The organism is Fusicatenibacter sp. (assembly GCF_977045365.1).
On record NZ_CDRRUH010000015.1, the window covers coordinates 12447 to 38096 of the forward strand.

At 51.2% G+C, this 25650-nt stretch carries 23 protein-coding genes and 2 tRNA genes; 3 read left to right on the forward strand and 22 right to left on the reverse strand.

What is annotated here, in order from left to right; all coding sequences use genetic code 11:
- Nucleotides 1–18: 18 nt before the first annotated feature.
- The 12 genes from ACY2VW_RS05275 to tadA all read right to left on the reverse strand — a co-directional run bounded on the left by ACY2VW_RS05275 (nt 19) and on the right by tadA (nt 11338).
- Nucleotides 19–1752: a hypothetical protein gene (locus ACY2VW_RS05275; protein ID WP_461877320.1), complete on the reverse strand. Its 1734-nt coding sequence runs from the start codon at nt 1750–1752 to the stop codon at nt 19–21.
- 24 nt (nt 1753–1776) lie between these two features.
- Nucleotides 1777–2556, reverse strand: a complete 780-nt coding sequence (locus ACY2VW_RS05280) for a signal peptidase I (protein ID WP_461877321.1) — start codon at nt 2554–2556, stop codon at nt 1777–1779.
- Nucleotides 2557–2590: 34 nt separating this feature from the next.
- Nucleotides 2591–3379, reverse strand: a complete 789-nt coding sequence (locus tag ACY2VW_RS05285; protein ID WP_461877322.1) for a hypothetical protein — start codon at nt 3377–3379, stop codon at nt 2591–2593.
- Nucleotides 3376–4239: a hypothetical protein gene (locus tag ACY2VW_RS05290; RefSeq protein ID WP_461877323.1), complete on the reverse strand. Its 864-nt coding sequence runs from the start codon at nt 4237–4239 to the stop codon at nt 3376–3378. The genes ACY2VW_RS05285 and ACY2VW_RS05290 overlap by 4 nt, the downstream gene beginning before the upstream one ends.
- A 39-nt stretch (nt 4240–4278) precedes the next feature.
- Entirely contained in the window at nt 4279–5127 is an 849-nt protein-coding gene (locus ACY2VW_RS05295; RefSeq protein ID WP_461877324.1) for a hypothetical protein, read from the reverse strand.
- 22 nt (nt 5128–5149) lie between these two features.
- Nucleotides 5150–6040, reverse strand: a complete 891-nt coding sequence (locus ACY2VW_RS05300; protein WP_461877325.1) for a hypothetical protein — start codon at nt 6038–6040, stop codon at nt 5150–5152.
- Nucleotides 6041–6266: 226 nt separating this feature from the next.
- A complete protein-coding gene (locus ACY2VW_RS05305; RefSeq protein ID WP_461877327.1) occupies nt 6267–7052 on the reverse strand; it encodes a Cof-type HAD-IIB family hydrolase in 786 nt (261 codons plus the stop codon).
- 145 nt (nt 7053–7197) lie between these two features.
- Nucleotides 7198–7271 (reverse strand) — tRNA-Pro (locus tag ACY2VW_RS05310).
- Nucleotides 7272–7507: 236 nt separating this feature from the next.
- A complete protein-coding gene (locus ACY2VW_RS05315; protein WP_461877328.1) occupies nt 7508–8797 on the reverse strand; it encodes a PcsB-like coiled-coil domain-containing protein in 1290 nt (429 codons plus the stop codon).
- A 190-nt stretch (nt 8798–8987) separates the two neighbouring features.
- Nucleotides 8988–10421, reverse strand: coding sequence for an RsmF rRNA methyltransferase first C-terminal domain-containing protein (locus ACY2VW_RS05320; RefSeq protein WP_119221711.1), 1434 nt, complete (start codon nt 10419–10421; stop codon nt 8988–8990).
- 114 nt (nt 10422–10535) lie between these two features.
- Nucleotides 10536–10621: transfer RNA gene (locus tag ACY2VW_RS05325), tRNA-Ser, on the reverse strand.
- Nucleotides 10622–10789: 168 nt separating this feature from the next.
- Complete coding sequence (tadA, locus tag ACY2VW_RS05330) at nt 10790–11338, reverse strand: tRNA adenosine(34) deaminase TadA (protein ID WP_461877329.1); 549 nt, start codon at nt 11336–11338, stop codon at nt 10790–10792.
- A 107-nt stretch (nt 11339–11445) separates the two neighbouring features.
- Here tadA and ACY2VW_RS05335 point away from each other — a divergent pair, with 107 nt between their 5' ends.
- Entirely contained in the window at nt 11446–12627 is a 1182-nt protein-coding gene (locus ACY2VW_RS05335; RefSeq protein WP_461877330.1) for a DUF6128 domain-containing protein, read from the forward strand.
- 8 nt (nt 12628–12635) lie between these two features.
- Here ACY2VW_RS05335 and ACY2VW_RS05340 read toward each other — a convergent pair whose 3' ends face one another.
- From ACY2VW_RS05340 to ACY2VW_RS05355, 4 genes are all read right to left on the reverse strand, one after another.
- Complete coding sequence (locus ACY2VW_RS05340; RefSeq protein WP_118666412.1) at nt 12636–13331, reverse strand: anaerobic ribonucleoside-triphosphate reductase activating protein; 696 nt, start codon at nt 13329–13331, stop codon at nt 12636–12638.
- A gap of 102 nt (nt 13332–13433) precedes the next feature.
- The gene (gene trpS / locus ACY2VW_RS05345; protein ID WP_022461312.1) at nt 13434–14519 is read right to left on the reverse strand and encodes a tryptophan--tRNA ligase; all 1086 of its coding nucleotides are present in this window, start codon (nt 14517–14519) and stop codon (nt 13434–13436) included.
- A gap of 163 nt (nt 14520–14682) precedes the next feature.
- Nucleotides 14683–15447 carry a YlmH family RNA-binding protein gene (locus ACY2VW_RS05350; RefSeq protein ID WP_461877331.1) on the reverse strand — a complete coding sequence of 255 codons (765 nt, stop codon included), beginning with the start codon at nt 15445–15447 and terminating at the stop codon, nt 14683–14685.
- 66 nt (nt 15448–15513) lie between these two features.
- Nucleotides 15514–17658, reverse strand: coding sequence for a Tex family protein (locus ACY2VW_RS05355; protein WP_022461314.1), 2145 nt, complete (start codon nt 17656–17658; stop codon nt 15514–15516).
- Nucleotides 17659–17867: 209 nt separating this feature from the next.
- Between ACY2VW_RS05355 and ACY2VW_RS05360 the strand changes: the two genes are divergently transcribed.
- Nucleotides 17868–18347: a hypothetical protein gene (locus ACY2VW_RS05360; RefSeq protein ID WP_055218430.1), complete on the forward strand. Its 480-nt coding sequence runs from the start codon at nt 17868–17870 to the stop codon at nt 18345–18347.
- A 19-nt stretch (nt 18348–18366) separates the two neighbouring features.
- Entirely contained in the window at nt 18367–19185 is an 819-nt protein-coding gene (locus tag ACY2VW_RS05365) for a DUF975 family protein (RefSeq protein WP_461877332.1), read from the forward strand.
- A gap of 101 nt (nt 19186–19286) precedes the next feature.
- Here the strand turns inward: ACY2VW_RS05365 and ACY2VW_RS05370 are convergent, their stop codons facing one another.
- The 6 genes from ACY2VW_RS05370 to prfB all read right to left on the reverse strand — a co-directional run bounded on the left by ACY2VW_RS05370 (nt 19287) and on the right by prfB (nt 25546).
- Nucleotides 19287–20504: a homoserine dehydrogenase gene (locus ACY2VW_RS05370; protein WP_461877334.1), complete on the reverse strand. Its 1218-nt coding sequence runs from the start codon at nt 20502–20504 to the stop codon at nt 19287–19289.
- Nucleotides 20505–20534: 30 nt separating this feature from the next.
- The gene (locus ACY2VW_RS05375) at nt 20535–20981 is read right to left on the reverse strand and encodes an ACT domain-containing protein (protein WP_022461318.1); all 447 of its coding nucleotides are present in this window, start codon (nt 20979–20981) and stop codon (nt 20535–20537) included.
- Between the two features lie 93 nt (nt 20982–21074).
- The gene (locus ACY2VW_RS05380; RefSeq protein ID WP_461877335.1) at nt 21075–21923 is read right to left on the reverse strand and encodes a TPM domain-containing protein; all 849 of its coding nucleotides are present in this window, start codon (nt 21921–21923) and stop codon (nt 21075–21077) included.
- Nucleotides 21920–23029, reverse strand: a complete 1110-nt coding sequence (locus ACY2VW_RS05385) for a TFIIB-type zinc ribbon-containing protein (protein ID WP_461877336.1) — start codon at nt 23027–23029, stop codon at nt 21920–21922. Before ACY2VW_RS05385 ends, ACY2VW_RS05380 begins: the two co-directional genes overlap by 4 nt.
- A gap of 58 nt (nt 23030–23087) precedes the next feature.
- A complete protein-coding gene (locus ACY2VW_RS05390; protein ID WP_461877337.1) occupies nt 23088–24341 on the reverse strand; it encodes an SPFH domain-containing protein in 1254 nt (417 codons plus the stop codon).
- 97 nt (nt 24342–24438) lie between these two features.
- Nucleotides 24439–25546 (reverse strand): peptide chain release factor 2 gene (prfB, locus tag ACY2VW_RS05395; RefSeq protein WP_461877342.1). Its coding sequence is split into 2 segments (ribosomal slippage): nt 24439–25494 and nt 25496–25546, totalling 1107 coding nucleotides; the frame shifts between segments, so codons are not numbered across the junction.
- Nucleotides 25547–25650 lie beyond the last annotated feature (104 nt).

Consider the following 25650-nt stretch of genomic DNA (forward strand, 5'->3'; position numbering starts at 1 on the left):
TTCGTTTTCCCTCTCTGATTAGTACAGGTTCTGGATTCTTCTCAGATAATTCTTGCTGTCCTGCATCTCCGCTTTTCCAAATGTTTTATCAATGTAGTTGATCAGACCCGTGATTTCATCCCGCACGAAGGTGACGTTCATACTCTCAAATTTCTTGAGCACCTTACGCGCTACAATGTAATCCATACCGCCCACCTCGGTACCGCCGCAGGCAACATAGACCGGAATAAAGTCGTACATCTGCTTCATAATACGGTTACCAAAGGAAAGCTTGAATCGGGTGATCAGATAGTTGTCCAGCTTCTGCATATTTTCCAGCAGCTCCTCGCTGATCGGATAATCGACTTTTGCTTTTGCGAAGAGGTACTGCAGATGCGCCGCCGTGATATCGCAGTGCGGATGCGGCTCGCATTCGAAGGCATCGGCACGCTCGTTCAGCTCGATCGGCATCGCACGGTCGTATACCTTATCGGTGATGGTAAAGGTCGAGTCGTCGTTGTTTGCGGTTCCGACGAACCAGGTCGCGTCGGATACGTGGATTTTTCCGCCTTCCAGTTTCTTCGGGTCGCCCGGCCATTCGGTCGGAACCAGATCAAGCACCCATTCATCCTTGCTCGGCATTTCGAGGACGGAAAGCATCTCTGCGAAATAATACTCGATACGGGCAAGGTTCATCTCGTCGAGAACAATAAGCGTCGGATCCTCGCGGTAATTTGCCTCATACAGGGCACGGAGAAACTCGGTCTCGTTGAATCGTTTGGAGAACTCGTTAAAGTAACCAAGGATCTCGGTACGGTCACGGTAAGACGGCTGTACGGAGACGATGGTCGCCGGGTTTTCCATATACCGGCTGAAGGAATACGGAAGACTCGTTTTACCGGTACCGGAAATACCTTCCAGAATCAGCAGCTTGCTGGCCGCCATACCGGCAACGAACCGGCGTATAATTTCCGGTGTGTAGTACAGATGCATCTGGCTTGCTGCAAACAGGCGATAGCCTTCGACAAAATCTTCGAGTGTGATTTCGTTATCGTATGCCGGCACCTGATAATTCGCGTATTTTTCATCCACAAGCGTAAGCTTCGGGAAACGGTGTTCGACACCTTTCTTGTTTTCGGAGAGAACGGCATTGATGACCGGAGCACCTGCAAGGGCTGCTGCTCCCGGTACTGCCGCTCCTTCTGCACTTGGTCCTTCCGCAGCACGTGTCGCTGCCTCTTCTCCCAATGCGCCTGCCGCTACAGCTGCCGTCGCAACTCTTGCCGCTGCTGCCGCTGCCATACCGGCCGCTGCTGCCTCCGGGCTTGTTACATTTTCTACCGTCGGAATCTGATCATCCGTCAGGGCAGAGGCTCCCACATACGGGATACGCTCTGTTCCGCCCATGGCGTTTACTTTCAGGGCGAGAATGCTGTTTTTCTCATCCATCAGCTGCAGAACCTGTTTGTTCAATCGTCCGATTTCCCGGTATAACGCCGCATTATCGGACTTGTCTGTTTTTAACTGGTGATGCAGAACCGCACGGCGCACCAGAATCAGAATGATAACAACAGGAATTGCGAGCAGGAGAAGTACCAGCAAAACAGAGAGTACTTTTCCCACCAGGTCAAGGGTCGGAAAATATGTTCTGAAAATCAGGAAATACTCCACCCAGCCGGTAATGAACAGTCTTATAAATGCTGCTGCGCAGGCTGCCAGATTGTAAACTATTTTGGATAATATTTCAAATGCAAATTTCAGAAATTCACTCAAAGCTCTGCTCCCTCCACGCTTTCTTTACTCAGCATCCTGCTTTTCTTTTTCATCCGGTGTATCTGCCTGCTGGCTTTTCTGTCCTTTTCTTGCTTCTTCCAGCTCCTGCTGTGCCTTCGCACGAATGGATTCCGCTTCTTCCCGCATTCTCTTTGCCTCTTCCAGCGCTGCTTTTGCAGCCTCTGCATCGCTGTTTTTCTCTTTGCTTTCTTCTGCTGCTGCCGCGGCTTCTTTTGCTGCTTCAACAGCAACTGCTTTTTTCAGACGGATGGAAATCATGATTAAATTGTAAACCTGATAAATAAAGAACAGAAGCATCGGGATCACAATGACAATCAGAAATCCGGTGCTGCTGGAAAGGAAGTCCATGACATGTCCGGCTTTTTTCAGGTGACCTGTATATTTTCCGACGATGTCGCCATTGGAAATAATATGGCGGTCCGCGATGCCGTTGTTGTTATCACCCATGGTGGTGTAGCTGCGGACACCGTTGCTTTCATCAATTTTTTCAATACGGTGGGTATTCAGTGCATATTCATTATCAATGATGGTGTGGAAGCAGATGATATCTCCCTCTTTTAATGTATCCGGATCGCACTTCTTGATAAAGATCAGATCGCCTGCATCGAAGGTCGGTGACATGGAATTTGTCTTTACGACCAGCGGGGTATAGCCCAGCAGGCTGGACACGTTCTGGTTATCTCTCGTTGCCATCGTGGTAAAGGCATACAGTGCTGCGATCAGAATTACAATCCACAACAAAACACTGATTACAATAGTTCCTGCTTTTTTTACTGCTTTCATCTCTTCTTCTCCTGGTTTTGTTATTTTAATCTATTTACTCAGAAAACGGCTGCCCGTTTTCGTCTGTTCCTGTGAATCGGAGACGAATTGCATAATCGGCTCCTTTTAACCCGTCCGTACAGGCCGGATCGGTTCCTTCCATCCAGATATGTACTTTTACTTCTTTGTTGACGCCCTCTTTCATGGAAAACATGGCGTTGTCATCGTTGAGATCCATGGCATCTTTTGCGGGAAGTCCAAACGTTGTGGCATTTCCTTCTGTTACACTGATGTTTCCCATCCCCGGATCGTAAATCCAGGTTTTTCCATCCGTCGCAAACGAGATTCGCATGGATGATGGAAGCGCTGCGTTTTCAGACGTAACTTCGGTTCCGTCTCCCGCTCCGCTGCTGCTGTCTGCGCTCGTCAGGTGCACTACCATGTCCGCTGCTGCCATAAAATGCAGGGTGAATTCCAGATAGACGCCGCTGGCGCTGTCTGCTGCTGTTCCATTTTCGAAGGTGAACGTTTCTTCATCCTGCGTTGTCACCGGTTCCAGTGGGGTTTCCTGCATGGAGAAACCTTTTTCCTGCCGGATTCGTTCGGCAATCTGGTCAAAGGACAGTGTTTTTACATACTCTTCCAGCGTTTCATGCGGGTCGAGATCCATGCGAAGATCGGTACCGGAGACGATATCGAGGCTCATGGACTTTACTTTGGTGTTGTCTGCAATGGAAAACCAGGCAACGGTTGCCGCCGTGACGGCGACGAGTGCAAGAAGGACGAGTAATACGGATGTATACAGGCGGCTTCTTGCCGAAATCAGGGTTTTGTTATTTTTCATCCTGCCTCCTCCTGCTGTAATACTCCATAAAAGGCAAGATGCAGATCCGCGATGTCAAAGCTCAGATCGTCTGAGCAGTCCGGATCACAGCCCTCCAGATAAAAATATATGTCCACCGGATAAATCCGGTTTAAGTCCATCGTCACTAAAGGCTGTTCGGGGAGGGTGATATCGCTCTCTCCAAACTGAATCATGTAGGATTCCATCGAAGCGGACGGATCCTGTGCCGCTGCCGCCGTTCCGTTCTGCCAGGTGAGAACCTCGTTGTTTCCAAGGGTTCTTCCATTTACTACCGTATTATAAGTCTGCTGACTCTGCGCATTTTCTTCTTCGCTGAGTCTTAAAATCACACGGCTTGATGCGTCGTCATCAAAGACCATTCCGAGCCGCGCCGCATGCAGCAGCTGACCGGAAACTGTTTCTCCTAAAACTCCATCAGTCTGATCCAGATAGAGCGCCATGCGGCTTCCATCGGACCATCCCTCGCCCACGGCGCGGAGATAAATGCGGCCGTGATAATAATACGCTTCGTTGTCTACTCTTTTGAATGCCGCTGCCATTCCATTTTCGGTGGACGGCGAATACACAAAATTCACAAGATCTGCGGTGGAAACCGGCATCAGATAGGAAGCGTCCGTCTGATTGACCTGGGTAATGGATGCGGTCTCTTCGCTCTGGAAGCTGCCGCCTCCGCTGCTGCTGATCTGCAGTTCCAGAGTTTCGTCTCCTGTCCGCGCGGTCGCGGTGCTGGTTGAAACTTCCCGGTTAGAAGTGAACCAGGCATAAGTTGCTGCCGAAAAAGCCAGTAACGCAAAAACGGTTGTAACCCCAAGATACCATGCCCGGAAGCTGTGTTTCATCTGTTCTGCGCTCCTTTCTTTTTCGTTTTCTTTCTATTTTTATTCATTTCCGTCGGCATCGACACCGACAAAAGCAAACTGAATTTCCGAGGACCGGCTCTGTACGGCATTGATGCACTGTTCATCGCATCCCTCCAGATACAGCCAGTATTCTACGGCTGCCACTTCATCCGCATTTAATTCCACAACCGGCTCCGATCCGGCACTGTAGCTGCCGTTTGCCTGTCCTGCAAAAAATCCCGAAAGATTCTGGGATGGATCATCGGTATAAACGGGCTGGCCGCTTTCCGAAACAGAGGAAACCACGGCAGAGCTGCGTGCTGTTGTCTGTTGGGACTCTGCGCTGCCGGCGCTGCCTAAGTCATCCAGTTTCCAGAAATACGTTGTCGTGCCTGTGTGGGATGTAATTTTCATCCCGAGACGCATCGCGGCAAGTGCCTGTGCATCGCTTCCCAGGTTTAATTCTGACTGGTTGAAATATACTCTGCACGGTGCGTTTTCGCATTTCAGATAGACGGTTCCGTGAATGGCATCGGTGTCCACACGGCTGTCGGCACTTGCATACAGCACGGAAATTCCGTCCTGGTTCTGTGCGGTTGCGCGGTAAAAGTGGTCAAGGTCCGCCGTTGAAAGCGGCTTTAAGCTTTCCGGATTACCGCTCAGCACGAGATCGCACGTTTTTTCAAACGGACCGTTCTCGCTGGCTGAAATCAGCAGAACGGTATCGCCTTTGCTGATGGTACCGCCCGTCGGCGTAACGTTGGTGGAGGCCTGCCCGGTCAGGGTGAACCATGCATACGTGGTTCCCGTCGCAGCAAGAAGCAGCAGCAGAATCCCGGCAACTGCCCGCGCCAGCGAGCTTTTTAACTGTTTTTGTTCTGTTTCCACGCGGCACTCCTCTCTCTCGTTTTTAGTTCTGATCTGAAATTCCCGCAAAGGAAACTGCCAGGTTTTTCAGCGTCTGACTGCCCAGATTTCCGGTGCAGTCCTCGTCGCAGCCTTCCAGCCAGATGTAGAGATCAATCTGTACCGGTGTTCCCGGCTTTCCATCCGATGTGCCGGTTACGGTGCAGAGCTTTAACGATCCCTCTTTCTTTGTCACTTCACCGGTATCTTTATCATAAATACAGTAAGCTTCTTCCTTATAAGGCTGAAACGGTACGGTCGTTCCGTCCGTTTTTGTGCTGTCCAGAACGTAACCCTCTTCTCCGGTCGCCGTGTTGTACTCCGCCTGCGGATTCTTTTTGTCGCTGATTTCAAAGATATACTCATTTTCTGTCGGCTGGTCCAGTCCGGCCTGGTGTATTACGAAACCTGCACGAATCGCTGATGAGATCGGATTGTTTTCATCGCTGTCCTCAAAGCCGATATCGGAAAGATAGATGTCGGTGGATTTTCCATTGCTCCGCAGGAACAGGCTGGTTTTATAATAATCGCTGTAGTCGCCTCTTCCAAACAGATTCGCCACCAGATTGGACTGGTTTTCCGTTCCGTTTGTGAAACCGAGCACTTTCTGAAAGCCTCCGCTGATCCGGTTCGTCGATACCGGATTGAGCTGGCCGGAAAAGCTGTCCAATACGGCCGCAGAACCGTAAACACCATTGTAGGCATTGCTGATCTGCAGATTGATTCCTGCTCCGGCTGCCATACGCACTTTCGTTGTATGACGTCCCGTGTTGTACACATACCAGGCATATGTGGAAACAACAACCGCACCCAGCGTAAGAAGCACTCCGACCGCTCCCGCTGTGAAACGGTATCTGAGGCTTTTTTTATTTGTCTGATTTTTTTCTGCCTCCATAAAACCTCTGAATGCTCACCTCCCTGGTATTTTGATTTCTTAACTATTACAAATATGCGTAAAAATTCATTTTTATATTACCACGAAATTTTTTACTTTGCAATGCACATACCTTTTCAGACGCTGATTTTCTTATTTCCTTTTTCAGAAAATTGCAACAAAAGGAGCGCACCTGAAAATTTCTTTTCAAATGCGCCCTTTCGCTTTCTTTTCTTCTGTTTTTCTGTCAGATCAATCCGTAATACTCCATCGCCTTCGCCACGCCGTCCTGCTCGACGGTGTCGGTTACGTACTCGGTGTACGGATCCAGAATCTCGTCATGCTTTCCAAGCGCAATCGTGTGTGCGCCGCACTGGAACATGGCCAGGTCGTTGCTGCTGTCGCCGAAGACGTAGGCATCTTCCTTCGTCAGGCCGTACTGTTTCAGTACATACTCTACTGCGGTTCCCTTGCTGTATCCGAGCGGGACAAGCTCGTAGAAACCGCCGCGGCGGTCCATGATGTCAAACTCCTGCTCAAATTCCCGATACATGCGTTCTACGTCGGACTGCGTGTCAGTTACGATACATAATTTGTCGTAGATAATGCCTTTCGTCTCTGCCGTCTCCGCAAGGCCGACACCGACGGCTGCAAAATGCGCACGGGTCTGCTCGAGATCTTTGAAACGGGATGGCTCAGCTGTGAAATAAACGTTGTCCGTGCCTTCCAGGATCATACCGGCATTACACTCTTTTAAAATCACCGGGATTTCCTCACATCGCTTTCCGGAAACGGTGTGATGCATCAGAATCTCATCGCCCTGGCGCAGATAGGTACCGCAGCCGCACAGGAATCCGGAAAACGGAAGCTGTTTCATCTCCTCCGGCAGCTCCGACCAGGTGCGGCCGGTATTAATAAACGTCAGATTTCCTTTTTCCGCCGTCTTTTTCAATGCATCGAGCGCGCTCTGCGGAATTTCTTTTGTAATCTCACTCAGTAACGTTCCATCAATATCAAAAAATAATGCTTTCACAAAAATTTCCTCCTCATGTACTCTTTTCCTATCGGTCTGATAAATTCGTGACCAGATATTTTTCCCTGTTTTCCTGTTCTCTTTCTGACATACGAAAAAATGCCGAAGCTCTTGATTGTCAAGGCTTTCGGCATTTTCATTTCAGTCGAAGCGACGGGATTCGAACCCACGACCTCTGCGTCCCGAACGCAGCGCTCTACCAAACTGAGCCACGCTTCGATTTTGTTTGTTTTCTGAACTCTCGTCCGTCAACAATAGCTATTATATATGATGTCTATAGGAATGTCAACACCTTTTTTGAAATTTTTTTAATTTTTTTTATTATTGCTTCAAAAGGTACATTTTATGCGGGTTTGCGGCGTTTTGGATGTTCTTTTGAAATGACAGTTTCTGAAAAAGTCAAAAAAAGAGATATGCTGGAAGTTCTGTTCCGGCATATCTCTTATCTTTGTTTCTCAGCTCAGCTGATATACGTCTGCATACTGCACGCCGAAGCTCAGCGCCTCGGAATGGCTGCTGCAGAAGATGTCTACGTGGCCGTAAGCGGTTCCGCGGTCTTCTACCGTGTAAACCTGGCCGTTGATCAGCAGTTTTGTGCCAAATGGTACACCGCCCATGGCGATCGTTCTGCCGGCGGTCGGTGTGGTTCCGCTTGCGGTGGATCCGCCGGACCACTGTCCGGTACAGATGGAACAGGAGCAATAGCCTGTCAGTTTAAATCTTCCAAGATATGTTCCGCTGGAGGAGCTGCTGGAAGTATCTGACGCGGATGGACTCTCCGTTGTCGTAGAGGATGCGCTGCTGTCCGAAGAACTGCTTCCGGAGCTGCTGCTTGTATCGGTATCTGCTTTCGCTGCGGCATTTGCTGCTTCTGCGGCTGCGACTCTTGCGGCCTCTGCCTCAGCTGCCTGTTTTCTTGCTGCTTCTGCTGCGGCCTGCTGTGCTGCGGCGGCAGCGGCGGCTTCCTCTTCTGCTTTCTTCTGCGCTGCAATCTCCTCTTCTTTCGCCTGACGGATCAGGTCGTTGATTGCATCTGCTTTGCTGTTGATTTCATCTACCAGTGCACTCTCGCTGGATTTTGCATCGTCCAGCTCTGCGGAGTAGGTACGGAGTTCCTGATAAGCTGCTGCGTACAGCTCCTGGATAGCTTCCTGCTGATCGCTGCTCTGCTGCTGCAGTTCCACGATCGCTGCCTGCTCCTCCTGCACCTGTGTTTCTTTTTCTTTTACCTGGTCTACCGTGTCCTCATACTCCTGCATGAGATCGCGGTCGAAATCGGAAATTTTCTGTATGTATTCTGCCCGGCTGATCAGCTCTGAAATGCTTTTGGAAGAAAAGAGCATTGCCATGTATCCGTTTCCGGAGGAATTTTCATACATATACTGGATACGGAGCTTCATCGCCTCGTACTGCTCTTCTTCTTTTGCTTTTGCATCTTCCAGATCTGCCTGAATCTGTACCAGTTCGTTCTGCTTCGCATCATACTGATCCTGAAGCTCCTGCAGACGGTTCTGCAGATCGTCCAGCTGCTGGTTCAGTTCGGAAAGATATTCTTCTGATTGTCCCTTTTTGGAATTGAGTTCGTCAATCCTGCTCTGTATGCTGTCAAGCTGAGACTGTGCGGCAGCCTGTTCTGCCTGAGCATTTGAAATTTTCTCCTTTGTACTGGCACCATAGCATGGCAGAACGGTCGCTGCCGTAAGCACTGTGGCCAAAACCAGGCTGAATAATTTCTTTTTTTTCATGTCGTACACCTCATACTTATTACGTTCTGTTGCTGATTGTCACTCCAAGTTACTGCGGAAAATGGGTCTTTTTTTCCGCCGTACTTTGCCATTATAACACAAGTATGTCTGAAATGAAAGTCTTTTTTAATTTCTGTTAATAACTTTGTAATATTTCGACATTTTTCCTGCAAAAACTGGCATGATTTTTCTACTTTCTCCATCCAACAGGGTACTTATTTTTCAAGGTTCCATTGACCAGTTTGCCCCATCCAAGGCCGAATCCATCGACGCAGACCAGCTTCCAGCCCGACGGCGATGCGGTCTCTCCCGGCTCTACGGAAATTGTCTCACCGTGGAGATATTTTTCGGTACGCTCGTCATCTGCCTTTAAATTCATGTAATCTTTGAACTTGTCCGCGGAGAGTGTCACGGCAAACGGCTGTGACGGCTCGAAACGGTCTTTTTTCAGTTCACCGAGATACAGACCGTTCCGCAGGAAATGAAGATTCCGCACGCCATCCGGCAGGGACGGGGAATGGTATACTTTTCCGGCGCGGACTTCCAGTTCCTCCACCGGGATCGGTGCTGTCATCCGGGACAGGAAATCGGAAAGGATCTGTTTTTCTGCTTTCGACGGACCCGGTGCTTCCGTTCCGCGGTCTTTTTTCCGGTTTTTCTGTTTTTTGTTTTTCTTTTCGATCGGTTTTTCTTCTGTCTCATAAGGAATGGCTTCGCCTTTTTTGCGGAACAGGGCAAGGTAATGGCCCTCGCCGTTCATTTTATGCGGCCAGATGCGCACGGTCTTTTCGATCTCCGGATCGCTGTTTCCCCAGACTGGATTGCCTTTTGAAAAACCTTCGTAGCCTTCCATCTCGATCAGTTCCATTTCCGGGAAGTTTTCCAGAAGGAAAGAAACGGTTCCCTCGTCCTCCTGCGGGGCGAAGGTACATGTCGAATACATCATGAGGCCGCCCGGACGCAGCATTTTGACAGCATCCGAGGTGATCTCGCGCTGCAGATCCGCAAAGAAATCCGGCCTCTCCGGGGTCCAGGTGCCGATGACTGCCTCGTCTTTCCGGAACATGCCCTCGCCGGAGCACGGTGCATCCACGAGGATTTTATCGAAGAAGCCCGGGAAGACGTCTGCAAGGCCTGCCGGTGTCTCATTGGTGACAAGCACGTTTTCGCTTCCGAACAGCTCGAGATTACGCAGCAGTGCTTTGGCGCGGGCGTTGCTGATGTCATTTGCAACGAGAAGGCCGGTTCCTTTCAGGCGCGCATTCAGCTCGGTTGCCTTGCCGCCAGGTGCGGCGCAGAGATCGAGCACCCGCTCGCCCGGTTCGATCGGAAGGCGGGATGCCGGGGTCATGGCGCTTGGCTCCTGCAGATAGAAAACGCCTGCCGCATACAGCGGGGACTGGCCCATGCGCATGCCGTCCGGCACGAAATAGCCGTTTGGAATCCACGGAATTTTCTTCCACGTTCCCGGAACAAGCGGCGGGAAATCTTCGGTCCGGCATTTTTTTGTATTCACACGCAGCCCGGCTGTGCGGGGTGCGTCGTAGGAAGTTAAAAATGCATCAAATTCATCGCCCAGCATGTCCTGCATGCGGGTCAGAAATTCCTGTGGTAACTGCGCCATGTATTGTCTCTCCTTTTTATTTTGCTTTGTTGTGCATCGGTTTCATAATTTCTCACAGAAAAAGAGACAGCTTTTTCGATTTTTCAATCTTTTTGCTGTCTCTTTTTTGCATAGCGGAGAAGAAGGGATTTGAACCCTTGCGCCGTTTCCGACCTACTGGTGTTCGAAGCCAGACCCTTCAGCCTCTTGGGTACTTCTCCGTATTTTGTCAAACACATCATATATTATAGTGCTTTTTTGGGGATTCGTCAATGATTTTTTCGATGGTTTCTGCTGGAAATGCGGGGATGGCAGAAGGGGTTTATGCGGCGAGCGGTGCTGAAGATACCTTTCCCAGGCAGCATCCCACCCCGATGCTGCCTCTTCTTTTATTCTTTCCCTTCTTCCGCCCTCTTCCTCTCTTCTTTTTTCTTCTTTTTCACCACCCGCAGTCTCCGGAAGAATGCGCTCAGCATCTCCGAGCACTCTTCTTTCAGCACCCCGCGCTCGACCTTTACCTGATGATTAAATTCCTGCATTTCCAGCATGTTCAGGATCGATCCCGCGCAGCCCGCTTTCGGGTTCATGCTGCCGATGACGACTTCGCTGACTCTCGCCTGCACAATCGCGCCGGCGCACATCTGGCACGGTTCCAGCGTCACATACAGCGTACAGCCCTCCAGCCGCCAGTCGCCGAGTTTTTTGCTGGCTTTCCGGATCGCATTCAGCTCTGCGTGGGACAGCGTGTTTTTATCCGTATTTCTGCGGTTATACCCCCGCGCAATCACCTTTCCCTCGTACACAATCACACAGCCGATCGGCACTTCCATCAGCTTTTCCGCTTTCTTCGCCTGCGTAATCGCCTGGCGCATAAAGCGTTCCCGTTCTTTCCGGTGCGCTTTTTCCTCCGGCGTTTCCAGCTTTGTTTCTTCTTCCATTGTGCACTTCCTTTCTTCTCTGCGTATATTTTCTGTCCTTCCAGCATATCGTGAACTGTAGCGCAGTATCTTTTTCTACCCTTTTTACTTCTATGCAGGAGGTTTTTATGTCTGATTACCGGCGTTTCATTGCCTATCTATACGAATACCCGAACAACCGCAAGGGCGGATGCTGCGGCTTTGTCCGCGTGGAGTCGCAGAACGGTTTCTGCCGCATGGACTTCCAGATCAAATCGCCGTCGCTTCCGCCGGAGACCTCGGTCACGGTCTACGGATTTATCCGCCGGTCAGGGCGGATGTACGGCATTCCGCTCGGAAATCTCCTTGCGGGGCGCTCTTCTACGAGTGGAAAACTCTTCACGCACTCCGATGCCATTGGGCAGACGGATATCACGCTCGACGAGCTTGGCGGTCTGATCCTGCTCTGCCGCCAGACCGGCGTCATCGCCACCCAGTGGGACGATCTTCCGATTCAGCCGGAGTTTTTCTCGCCCACGCTCCCGCAGGAGCCCAAAACATCCGCAGACAATGGTACCAGACCGACCGAAGAGAAAACTGCCGAAACACCCGAACCTCTGGATCCCGCCGTACCTGCGCAGTCCCTGCCATCATCAGACGCTTCAAAAGCACAGTTCGATGAACTTTCCACAGAATTCAGCAGCAATTCCGAACTTTATCCACAAAATTCCAACCCGGAATCCACCGTCTCCACAGAATCCACATCAACTGACACGGTAAACACCGTTCCTGCAGACAGGATCACGCAATCATCCGCCAACACACTCCATCCCGCATCCGCGGAATCTGTGAAAACCGCAGAAAGCTATCCCTCTGCCAACCCGGAACCGCCGCAGCCCATCCCGGATTCTGCCGCCCAGCCGCTACATATGACTTCCGCCGATTTTCCCGCCGCAGCAGCCGTGCCGCCGTCCCGGGCTGCTCTCTATCTCCAGCTTCAGGACCAGTTCCCGGAGTTCCATCCGTTCCCAGATGATGATCTGACCGACTGCCTGCGCCTCTCACTCGACGATCTTCCACAGCTCCGCGCCGCCGGTCTTTCGGTGGATGCGAACCGCTTCGTCCTCCATGGCTCCTCGTCCTATCGCCATCTGCTCCTCGCCCGGAACCGCGACCAGCAGGAACTCTGGTATTTCGGCGTCCCCGGCGTCTACACGCCGAATGAGCAGTTCATGGCAAGCCTCTTCGGCTTTTTCCACTTCAAGCAGGCGATGCGCCCCTCCGAGCTCGCGCCCGATGCCCGCTTCGGCTACTGGTACCGCACGCTTTAAAGCGTTTTTTAATCCACGCCGCGGATCTCCACCGTCTCAATCTTTCCGCGCAGGATCTCGCAGAACCGCTCGAGCTGCTCCCTCGCATACCCCGAGAACCTCGGATCAATCACATAATCCGATTCCCGGTAATTCTGCAGGAAGTACCGTTTTGCCCCGGAAAGCCACTTTCCGATCGCTTCGATCTCTTCCCTTCCATGCAGCTCTTTGCAGAGCGTTGTCCGGAACTCATAGTCCACCACGCCGCTCTTTAAAAACTCGACCGACTCATTGATCCGCATCACATCGATCTTTTTCACGCCCGCCGTCTCGCCGTACCGGGACGGCGCGTTTTTGATGTCCATGGCGACGTAGTCGATTTTCTTCTCTTCCACCAGCTTTTTCAAAATCTCCGGCCGGTATCCATTCGTATCGAGCTTCACAAGATATCCCAGTTCCTTAATTTTCGTCACGAACTGCTCCAGATCCGGATCCAGCGTCGGCTCACCGCCCGTCACGCAGACGCCGTCCAGTACGCCGCGCCGCTTTTCGAGCACTGCAAAAATCTCCTCCTCCGGAATCACCGGCTCCCATTCGGGATGCTGCACGAGATTTCCGTTCTGGCAGAACGGGCAGCGGAAATTGCATCCGCCCGAAAACAATGTGCACGCCACCTTGCCCGGGTAATCCAGCAGCGTCAGCTTTTGAAATCCATGTATGACCATATGCTATCCTCTCCGACCACAGGACTTCGAACTTTCGTCCGCCCTGCAACAGAAAAAGCGGAACCATAATGTCCGCTTTTTCCATTCATCTTCTATTGGTAATTATTTGCCGTAACGCTCTGCCTGGGAACGGATCAGGTCCAGATCATCAAAATAGTTGATTTTCATGGCTGCTTTGACATCCGCCAGTGTCTGAGCGGCAACTTTTTCTGCCTCTTCGCTGCCTTTTTTCAGCATCTCGTAGATCGCCGGAATGTCTTTTTCCAGCTCTTTTCTGCGGTTACGGATCGGCTCTAAGGTCTCCTGCAGTACATTGTTCAGGAACTTCTTCACTTTGACATCGCCAAGGCCGCCTCTCTGGTAATGTGCTTTCAGCTCGTCGAGATTTGCGTAATCCGGCAGATAGCGCTCGAAGTGCTCCGGCTGGCAGAATGCATCGAGATAGGTAAATACAGTATTTCCCTCGATCTTGCCCGGGTCGGTGATCTTGATGTGATCCGGGTCGGTGTACATGCTCATGACTTTTTTCTTGATCTCATCCGGCTCCTCGGACAGGTAAATGCAGTTTCCGAGCGATTTACTCATCTTCGCTTTTCCATCGATACCCGGCAGACGTCTGCAGGAATCATTCTCCGGCAGCATAATCTTCGGCTGCACAAGTGCTTCGCCATAAACTGTATTGAATTTGTGGACGATCTCCTGTGTCTGCTCGATCATCGGCATCTGATCCTCTCCAACCGGAACGGTCGTTGCCTTGAATGCAGTGATGTCGGCTGCCTGGCTGATCGGGTAGGTGAAGAATCCAACCGGGATGCTCGCCTCAAAGTTTCTCATCTGGATCTCCGATTTTACGGTTGGGTTTCTCTGCAGTCTGGAAACCGTAACGAGATTCATATAATAGAAAGAAAGCTCGCACAGTTCCGGAATCTGAGACTGGATAAAGATGGTGCTCTTTTCCGGATCAAGTCCGCAGGAAAGGTAATCCAGTGCTACCTCCAGAATGTTCTGGCGCACCTTCTCCGGGTTGTCCGCATTGTCGGTCAGCGCCTGTGCGTCTGCAATCATGATGTAAATTTTATCGAATTCACCGGAGTTCTGCAGCTCTACGCGGCGGCGCAGTGAACCAACGTAATGTCCTACATGCAGCTTGCCGGTCGGTCTGTCACCGGTCAGTATAATTTTTCCCATTTTTCTTCCTGCCTTCCTGATACGTAATCTTCGCAGTCCGCTTCTGTATGAAAAATTTCATGAAAATTCTCATAACTGCGGACCTTCTACATACCCTCTATAATACCGTCTTTTTACAAACACTGTCAATGGTCTTTTCCGGTAAAATCCCTCAAAATATCTATTATGAGACAAATCGTTCAACAGCCACGTACAGCCTTCCCTTTTTCGTCTGATTCTGCACGCCAACATAGCGGAATTTTCCCATATGGCGCACGGTCACGAGATCGTCCTCTTTTAATGACGCGCTCGGCGACGTCACCAGTTTTCCATTAATAAACACCTGGCCGCCCTCGATCAGCGGCACCATTTTGCTCCGCGAACTGCTGAACGCCAGCGACAGCACCGCATCGAGCCGCACGGAAGCGACGGAGCCTTCTTTCCGCTCGGTTTTCGGCTCCGTCAGCTCCTCCGGCAGTCCCGCCTCGACTTCACAGTACACGCTCGTATGGCGCACTTTTTTCAGCTCCGCACAGATGTAGTCCGCCATATCCGCCATACAGATCAGATACGCCTGGTTTCCATCGATCAGAATGTCTCCCAGCTTATACCGCTCCACGCCGAGATTCATCAGTGATCCTAAGAAATCACGGTGTGACAGCGCATCCGCAAATTTTTCATTCAGCGGGCTGATGCGCACGACTGCGATCGAAAGCATCGACGCATCACCGTCCTCTGCATAGGATGGCAGAAACAGCGCCGCTTTCCGCTCTGCCGCCTCGTATCCGCCGGACAGCACGTAACGCACGCCCGGGATTTTATTTACCGTACGGTAGAACAGATCCTGCTCCGCCAGCGTCAGAAACTCCGTGTGTGACGGAACATCCCTGTGATAACACTGCTCTGCCAGATCCTGAATCCGTCCGACCAGCACTTCTTCCTCATTCATGGTAATCCCCCTTTGATACACCGCGGGCTGCCCCTGTTTTCTTTCGGGCAGCCCACGTATCACACTTTATTTATCCAGCAGCATCGACAGCCCGATCCGCTTCTTCGCCAGATCAAGGCTGATGACCTTCACTTCCACGATATCGCCGACGCTCACAGCCTCCAGCGGATGCTTGATGAAGCGTTTCGTCATCTGGGAAATGTGGACGAGTCCGTCCTGATGCACGCCGATATCGACGAATGCACCGAAGTCAATGACGTTGCGCACGGTTCCCTTTAAGATCATGCCGACCTTCAGGTCCTTCATATCGAGCACGTCGGTGCGCAGGATCGGGCGCGGCATCTCGTCACGCGGGTCACGGCCAGGCTTCTGCAGCTCTTTGATGATATCGCGCAGCGTAATCTCGCCGACACCGATCTCCTCTGCCATCTTTTTGTAATCTTTGATGAAGAACGCCGTCGGTCCCTCGCTGATCTGCTCTGTCTTCATATTTAACTTTGCAAACAGCTTCTCTACTGCCTCATAGCTCTCCGGATGAACGCTTGTGCCGTCCAGCGGATTTTTGCCGCCGGTGATGCGCATAAAGCCCGCGCACTGCTCAAACGCCTTCGGTCCGAGTTTTGCCACTTTCAGGAGCTCTTTTCTGCTCTCGAAACGGCCGTTCTCCTCGCGGTATGCCACGATGTTTTTTGCTATCACCTTGCTGACACCGGAAATGTATTCCAGCAGCGACGCGGATGCCGTGTTCAGATCGACACCGACTTTATTCACGCAGTCCTCAACGACACCGCCGAGCGCCTCGCCGAGCTTCTTCTGGTTCATATCGTGCTGATACTGGCCGACACCGATGGATTTCGGATCGATTTTGACAAGCTCTGCCAGCGGATCCTGCACACGGCGTGCGATGGAAGCGGCGCTTCGCTGTCCGACATCAAAGTTTGGAAATTCCTCGGTTGCCAGCTTGCTTGCGGAGTAAACGGACGCTCCTGCCTCGTTTGTGATCACATACGCAACCTTCTCCGGGATCTCTTTTAAGATCTCGACGATGATCTGCTCGGACTCACGGCTTGCAGTTCCGTTTCCGACAGAAATCAGGGTGACGCCGTATTTGTGGATCAGATCTTTTACAGTGGCTTTCGCTGCCGCAATCTTCTTCTCGTTCGTCGGCGCGGTCGGGTAAACCACGGTGGTATCGAGCACTTTTCCAGTCGCATCGACAACGGCCAGCTTGCATCCCGTACGGAACGCCGGGTCCCATCCAAGGACAACCTGGCCTGCGATCGGCGGCTGCATCAGAAGCTGCTCAAGGTTCTTTCCAAAGACCTTGATCGCACCGTCCTCTGCCTTTTCGGTGAGCTGATTTCTGACCTCACGCTCGATGGCCGGAGCGATCAGACGGTTGTAGGCATCCTCGATGGTCGCCTGCAGAACCGGCTTTGTCTGCGGATTCTCTTTGGTGATGATTTTTTTCTCGAGATAACGCAGGATTTCTTCCGTCGGCGCCTCAATTTTGACGTTCAGGAATTTTTCTTTCTCACCGCGGTTCAGTGCCAGCACACGGTGTCCGGCAATTTTCGATACCGGCTCGGAAAACTCATAGTAATTCTCGTAAACGGACTCTGCTTTCTCATCCTTTGCTGTCGAGACGATCAGGCCCTTCGCCTCGGTTCTGCGGCGGATCTCCATACGGTAATCGGCCTCATCGGAAATGCTCTCGGCGATGATGTCGCAGGCACCAGCAATGGCGTCTTTTGCCGTTTTGACTTCCTTTTCTTCTGAAACAAAAGCCTCTGCCTCTTTTTCGAGCGGCTCTTTTGTCATCTGCAGAAGAATGATATTCGCCAGCGGCTCCAATCCTTTTTCTTTTGCGATCGTCGCACGCGTCCGGCGTTTCGGGCGGTACGGGCGGTATAAATCCTCTACAACCACGAGAGTTGCGGCCTCTTCGATGGATTTTTTCAGTTCTGCGGTCAGCTTGCCCTGCTCCTCGATGCTCGCCAGGACAACGGCCTTGCGGTCATTTAAACTGCGCAGGTACATCAGACGGTCGTACAGATTTCGCAGTATCTCATCGTTTAAGGAACCTGTTGCTTCTTTTCGATATCGTGAAATAAAAGGGATCGTGTTTCCCTCGTCAATCAGTTTCACTGCAGCTTCTACCTGCCACGGTTTGACGTTCAGCTCGGCTGCCAATACCTGATTCATATCCATAGGTAAATTCCTCCTGTTGTCTCTTCCAAAACACGCTGTTCCTTCTCTGTTTTTCCCGCATAAAAAGCGGGACCCTTGGCGGAACAGCCACTCTATTACCTTATCAATAGGTCTTGTTTTTGTCAACCTTACATGATAAAATCTTTACTATAGCTTTTTTGACAGACTGCGTGTGAAACCGCGCTTTTTTGCAGAAGAAAGGACATTTTATGACACCAGAAAATTACGATCCAAACACCAATGAGTCCGGAGATTCCTATCAGTCCTCCCATCCGTACGGCGTGCCTGAGGGCCAGCGTCCCGGACCGTATCAGCATTACCAGCAGCAGCCTCCCGTACAGCCGCCGCGCAGGACGGGTTCGCAGGCCCTTGCGGCCGCTTCGATGGTCATGGCGATCTGCTCCTTTTTGTTCATGCTCAACATGGGTTCCCTGTTTTTCGGCTCGCTCGGCGTGATCTTCGCCCTTTTAAGCCGCGGCGCAGGACGCATGAGCGGCACGGCAAAAGCCGGTCTGGCGGGCTGTACCATCGGCATAATTGTCGGTATCTGCATGTATGCTTCTTTCCTGCTTTTCAACATGGTCAGCGGCGGCAGCACCAACCTGCTCGAGCGGTATTACAATCAGTACATGCAGGAATACCAGATGACACCGGACAACGGAACAACCACCGACGGAAATACCATCTAGGTACCAGAAAGGATTTTTCATGAACGGACAAAAACAGAAATTTTCAGAACTGAAAAAGCAGGCCCGTGAGGCCATGGCAGGCCGATGCGGCACGCTGGTGGGCGCAACCGCGATCAACCTGTTTCTCACCTTCTCCTGCTCCCTCATCCCGACGCTGATTTTTTCAGGCACAACGCTGTACGATATCATTTTCCTGAATCTGACGCTGTTCCTGTTTTCCCTGCTCCTCAGCCTCTTCCAGGCAGGCTACTTAAAAATCTGCCTCTCGACGCTGCGCGGGGAACCGATTTCCGTCGGTGATATGCTCTACGCTTTCTATCACCACCCGGACCAGTACGTGCTGATGTTCCTTATCATCAACGGCATCAGCTCCGTGATCGCCCTGATTTCCAGCATTCCGGGCTTCCAGTATCTTTCCTCCCCGAGTGCGGAACTGACGCTTGGAACAGCACTTTCCATTGATGCCGAGCTTTCTTCGCTCATGAATGTTTACGTTTATAAGCTGATCGGCTCTCTCGTTTCCACGCTGGTGCTGGTTCCGTTTTCCCTTTCCACCTTCGTGATGAACGACGCTCCCGGCATCGGCCCGATCCAGGCGATCCGTCAGAGCTTTGTGCTGATGAAGAAGAACTTCTTCCGCTACATTCTGCTGCTCCTGAGCTTTTTAGGACTTGAGATCCTCGCATCCTGCTCCTGCGCCATCGGCTTTTTATGGGTAATGCCGTATATGCAGATCACGATGGCTGCGTTCTATCAGGAACGGAAGGATGTCCTGTATCCGGCATCGGAACCGGTGGGATATGACAGGGATTCCTTTGGAAGCGGTACCGATCTTTAAAAAGTTTTTAAATCAATCTAATACGAATCAAAAAGACGTTTCACACCATTTGCTTTACGGCTGTGAAACGTCTTTCTTTTATTTATGTCTATTCCGGGATCTTAGATTCTCGCACGGATTCTGCTCTGGATTCCGTCGAGTTTCTCTGCTTTTTCTCTGTACTCCTGCTCTGTGATTTCGCCTGTGATGAATGCAAATTCCTCAGCCAGGCTTGGAACTGCTACGATTTCTACTTTTCCGAACAGCTCCTCGATCTCACTCTGGCGCTCTGCGGCGTGGCCGGATACGCGGACGAAGAAGCGGCTCTTCACATCGTCGATCTGCAGCAGGTTCAGTTTCTCCCCGCTCCAGCTCATCATGATGTTTCTGCCTTTGTTCTTTGCGCAGTCTACAACATCGGCAACAACGGCACTTGCGGTCGGGAGTTTTCCTGCTCCGCTTCCGTAGAACATGGCATCACCCAGTACATTTCCGTGGATGAAGATGGCATTGAATACACCGTTTACGCTGTACAGCGGGTTTTTCGCGTCAATCATCACCGGGCTTACCATGGCGTAATACTGATCACCCACCTTGCGGCTTGTTGCGAGCAGTTTGATTGCGGTTCCCATCGAGGTCGCATATTTGATATCCTCTGCGGTGATCTTGGTGATTCCCTCGGTGTAAACCTCTTCGTAATTGACTTCTTTTCCATAAGCAAGAGAAGAAAGAATCGCAATTTTACGGCACGCATCGTAGCCTTCTACATCTGCTTCCGGGTTGCGCTCTGCGTATCCGAGGCGCTGTGCCTCTTTTAATACATCCGCGAAATCGGAACCGTCGCTTGCCATTTTGCTTAAGATATAGTTCGTGGTACCATTTAAGATACCAGTTACTTCATCGATCTCATCTGCAGTCAGGGATGAGTTTAACGGACGGATGATCGGGATACCGCCGCCGCAGCTTGCCTCAAACAGATAGTTTGCGCCGTGCTCTTTTGCAATTGCAAGAAGCTCGGTACCGTGTCTTGCCACCAGCTCTTTGTTGGATGTGCAGACGCTCTTTCCAGCCTCCAGCGCACGTTTTGTGAAGGTGTAAGCCGGCTCAACGCCGCCCATGACCTCGACAACAATATCAACCTCCGGATCGTTTGCGATCACTTCGTAATCGTGTACCAGCACTTTTTCTACTGGATCTCCCGGGAAATCTCTTAAATCCAGAACGTATTTGATATTAATCTCGTTCTCTGCTCTCTTGTTGATGCTGTCATGGTTCGTGTTGATGACTTCTACCACGCCGGAACCAACGGTGCCATATCCTAATACTGCAATCTGAATCATCTCTTTTGTTCCTCTCTTGCTTTTTCTTTTTCAGGACTCCTGTCCTAAGATTTTAAAATAATGAACTCCCTGTCTGGACTCAATCTCGTTGATCATCTCCGAGGCGTCTCCCCGGTCTTCCGCGATATCCACACTGATCGTCAGTGACGCCACGCCGTTTAACGGAATCGTCTGATGAATGGTCAGAATGTTTCCGTGAAACTCGGCGATAATCTTCAGCACATCGGAAAGCAGTCCCGGCTCATCGTCCATCTGCAGAATAAACGTAATCGTTTTTCCTTTTGCATTGTCATGAAAAGGAAGAATATCATCTTTGTATTTATAGAAAGAGCTCCTGCTGATTCCTGCTTTTTCCGTTGCCTGCTGCACGGTAAGCTCCTGCATATCCATCAGCCGCTTGGCCTCGATGACCTTCAAAAGGACCTCGGGAACCGCTTTTTCTTTAATAACATAATACTTTGTTTTCTCTTCTCTCATGGCAATCCTCTATCTTTACATTCTTTCCAGGAAATACATTTGTTTTCACAGGAAAGATCGTACCATATTCCGACACAGAACGCAAGGGATTTTTTAGAATCCGATACTTCCGCCGCCGTGGCTGTTTCCGCTGGAGGATGTGTGAACGTGGCTTCCGCCACCGCCTCCTCCGCCGCCGGAACCGCCGCCTCCGTGGTTTCCATCGTCCCTCGGGATCTTGTGCATCGACACATGGCGGTCAATCAGTGCATCCCTTCTGTCCCGGATTTTTACACGTTTCAGATCCGCATAGCCCTTTGCACCGCGGTTTTTCTTTCGTCTGTAGCTCTTCCTGATTCCAAAATAAACACCAAATCCTGTCACAGCAGCTAAAAGGACAGCAATCATTGCCTCGGTACTGTTAATTTTACGGTAATGAATGATCGAGCCGTCTTCTGTAATCAGATAGTCCGCATCGGAAACACCTCGTTCGAAGCACTCCTGCGTCATCGTAATCATTTTTGCAAACGTCCCCGCATAGTCGCCCTCTTTGGCATAGCTCTGCGCAGCCTGCAGAATGTCGTCGATTTCCGCGTCCGACATATAATACTGCATAATGCCCGACGTTGAAATCACAATCTGGCGCTGTCCCATATCGATGAGGAAGCAGACACCGTTCGGCTCCTTCGGATACTTTTTATCATAGAAATCATCCGCAATCGCCTGGCAGTCCTCGGAGCCGCTGCTGTACTCGGTCAGGATCACCATATGAATGTCCGTATTGCTCTCAAACTCCGCACAGGACCGCTCGAGATCCTGCTCCTCCTCATCCGAAAGAAGCGATGCGTTGTCATAGACATACTGGGTGTCCGCTTTTACGGTATTCACAGAAAAAATCCCGCACAGCAGAAGGGCTGCAAAAATGCCGAGCAGATATTGTCTCGCTTTTTTCATTCTTCTCATGAGAAATACCCTCCCACCAGCATAAAGATCAGTACAAAAAGTGCACTCACAACCGACGTCAGCAGCGCTTTTTTCCGCTCAAACGGAAAATCACCGTTGATCGTGCCGGTCTGGCCGTTCATCGCATAGTAATAAACCTTTCCGTCTTTTCCCGGATACGTCAGTGTCCAGACCGGAAACAGTACGTAACGCCAGTCCTCCCGCTTTGGAGAAAGCTTCATTTTCTCCTGCTCGAGGGAGAGATACTCATTCGCCTCGTTCCGCATTGCGCCGCGCGCCATTTGTTCCAGTTCTTTTTTCAGTTCCGGTGCGATCTGCGCCTGTTCGATATCACGTTTTTCCGCCTGAAATCCGGAAAGATAGCCCATGGAAAACGGCTGCATCTCCTCCAGACGATAGGGCTGCACGCATTCGATCAGATCGCGGTCGGCCTTGTTCAGTGCATTGCGCGACAGACCGTCTACGCGGACCTCGCCCTCCCGGCGGACATCGTAGATGCTGGTCTCTTTGTACTCCACATCACCGGTCTGCCAGACTCTCACCTTCCGGCCGCGTGCCATGTAATCCGTCTCAAAGTCTCCGCCGTAAATCCAGTACGGGAAATAGACACCCGTCATCTTCTGTACCTGGTTTTTCTCGAAAAAGTCCTTCGGAATAAAGCGTTTCTTCCGCGCAAATGACAAAAATTTCCCGATTGCCTGCTCCTTGCTGATCTTAAACGGCAGCACGAAATCCGGCATATATTCTCCCGAGAGCCGGCCGGAAAGCACCACCGGGTTGTGGCAGTAGAAACAGTATGTCGCTGCCGTCGTCGCATCGGTCACAATCTCGGCGCCGCAGTTCGGGCAGGTGTAGACAACTGCTTCGCCCTGCTCTGTTTCCCCTTTTGTTTCCTCCGTACTGCTTTCCTTCTGTGCATCGGATGCTTCCTGTGCACCGGCAGCATCGTCCTCCCCGTTCAGCGCTTCCGCTGCTTTCGGGTTCGCCTTTTCGGCTTCTTCCTGTGTAAACGAGGACAGGCAGTACTCGCATTTATACTTTCCGCTTGCCGGATCGAAGGTCAGATCGCCTCCGCAGTTCGGGCATTTGTATGTAATAACCTCCATATTCTATCCCTCCTTCCCCGGAGCCGCTGTTGTATTGGATGGTTATCTGTTTTTTCTTTTACTGTCTTGGTTTTCCGCAGTTCGAGCAGAACTTGCCGGTATTCTCAGTTCCACATGCGCAGACCCATTTTCCTGCCGCTTCCGGTTTCGGGCTGCCGCAGTTCGAACAGAATTTACCGCTGTTCTCCGTTCCGCACTTGCCGCAGATCCACACCATCGGCTTTGCACTTCCGCAGTTTGAGCAGAAATTGCCGGTGTTCTCCGTTCCGCATGCGCATTTCCATACTCCTTTTGCAGCTTCCTGCTGTGCCTTGGCTGCCGCCTGCTGCTGCATCTGCTGCTGATTCGAAGCGGACGCCGATGCAAACGAGGAACCGAAGGCATTCATGCCCATCTGAACACCCATAAAGCCGTTCATGGCTCCGTTTGGGTTGGCTGCTGCTTTCTCCATACCGCGTGCCATCGCTCCCTGTACATAGCCCTCACGGATTGATGGATCAGACATCATCGCACCTTCGTTGCGCATCTGGATCAGTTTCTGGGAGGCTTCATCGTAGGAAAGGCTTGCGATTGCCACGGACTGGATCTCCATGCCGCGCATTGCCCGCCAGCTCTCATCCATCGCATCTGCCATGTAGCGGGACAGCTCTGCGCTCTTGGATGCTGCGAACGAAATGCGGATGCCGTCGGCTGCCATCTGATTGATCGAGGACTGCAGGCCCTCTAAAAATTCGTTCATATACTGCTCGTTGATATCCTCGATCTCCACGCGGGATGCGTTTCTCGGCACAGCCTCTGCGTAGAAGCGGAGCGGATCGACGATGCGGATGGAATAGGAACCGTGTGCCCGAAGGAACAGCTCGGCATTGTAGAACTGGTCGAAATAGTTGACCGGATTTCTCGTTCCGAATTTGATTCCCTTGATTTCCTGCAGATTAATATAGAAAACTCTCTGCTCATGCGGGGTCTGGCCGCCGAACTTCAGGCGCTCAAACGTATCTTTTACGGCTGCGTCAAGCGATCCGCTGAACATCGACGGAGACGATGACTGGTCTACGGTAAAGTAGCCCGGCTCTGCGGTGTAATCAATAATCCTTCCGCCGTCCACCAGCATCATGAACTGATTGTCATAGACATGGATCACCGATCCGTTGGAAATCGTCTGGCTTCCCTTTCTGTTCTGGCCTTTTCTGACCAGAATTCCCTCTGTAAATACCGTATGTTCCCCCATCTCATACGGCTCCACGGTCTCCAGCCACTGATCGGCGAGACCGCCGTGCACTGCGTTGACTGCTGCTCTGATAATACCCATATGTTTTACCTCCTGTAAACATGAAAGGAGCATTTCCGTCCCCATTGGTGAAAATGCTCCTTATTTTACTTGTCACTGTGCTCTGCCCACAGCCGAATTATGCTTCTTCCTCTTTTGCTCCGGTTCCGAGTGCAATCCACTTCAGATATGCGTTGATAAACAGATCAATTCCGCCGTCCATGACTGCATCGACGTTTCCGGTCTCTGCGTTGGTACGGTGGTCTTTGACCATGGTGTATGGCTGCATAACGTAAGAACGGATCTGGTTGCCCCAGCCGATCTCGGTTACTTCGCCGCGGATGTCACTCAGCTTGTCTGCCTGCTCCTGGAGTTTCAGCATATACAGTTTTGCTTTCAGCATCTGCATTGCCTTGTCCTTATTCTGGAACTGGGAACGCTCATTCTGGCATGTAACCACGATGCCGGTCGGCATATGCGTGATTCGGATCGCCGATGACGTCTTGTTGATGTGCTGTCCGCCGGCACCGCTGGAACGGTACGTATCGATACGGATATCCTCATCACGAACCTCAACATCGATCTCTTTGTCGATATCCGGCATAACATCGCACGATACGAACGATGTCTGGCGTTTTCCTGCCGCGTTGAACGGTGAAATACGGACGAGACGGTGAACGCCTTTTTCGGATTTCAGATAACCGTAAGCGTTTTCGCCGTTGACCTGGAATGTCACGGACTTCACACCGGCCTCATCACCGTCCAGGAAGTCGAGTTCCTCGATCGTAAAGCCTTTGCGTTCTGCCCATCTGGTGTACATACGGTACAGCATGCCGCACCAGTCGCACGCCTCGGTTCCGCCTGCACCTGCGTTCAGTTTGATGATCGCATTGTCCTTGTCAAATTCGCCGGACAGCAGGGTTTTGATGCGGATGGCATCGAAGGATGCCTTGAACTCTTCCATCATTTCCGCAATTTCCGGAACAACGGAATCGTCATCCTCCTCCTGTCCCATCTCGATCAGAGTTTCCATATCTTCTTTGGCGGATATCAGTTTCTGATACGTATCTCTGTCCTCTTTCATGCTGCTCAGCTGTTTCATCTGCTCCTGCGCTTCTTCGGGGTTGTCCCAGAAATTGGGTTCCTCCATTTTACGCTCTAATTCTTCGATCCTCTGCTCTTTGTTAGCGAGGTCAAAGTGAATCCCTCACTTCCACTAATGGTTTATCGTATGTGCCAAGTTCCATTTTGAACTGGTCTAATTCAACTACCACAAGCTTCACCTGCTTTCTGTTTTATATTTTGTATGACACGCAGCTTCTGGTAGGGAAGCTGCGTGCTTTGTCAAACG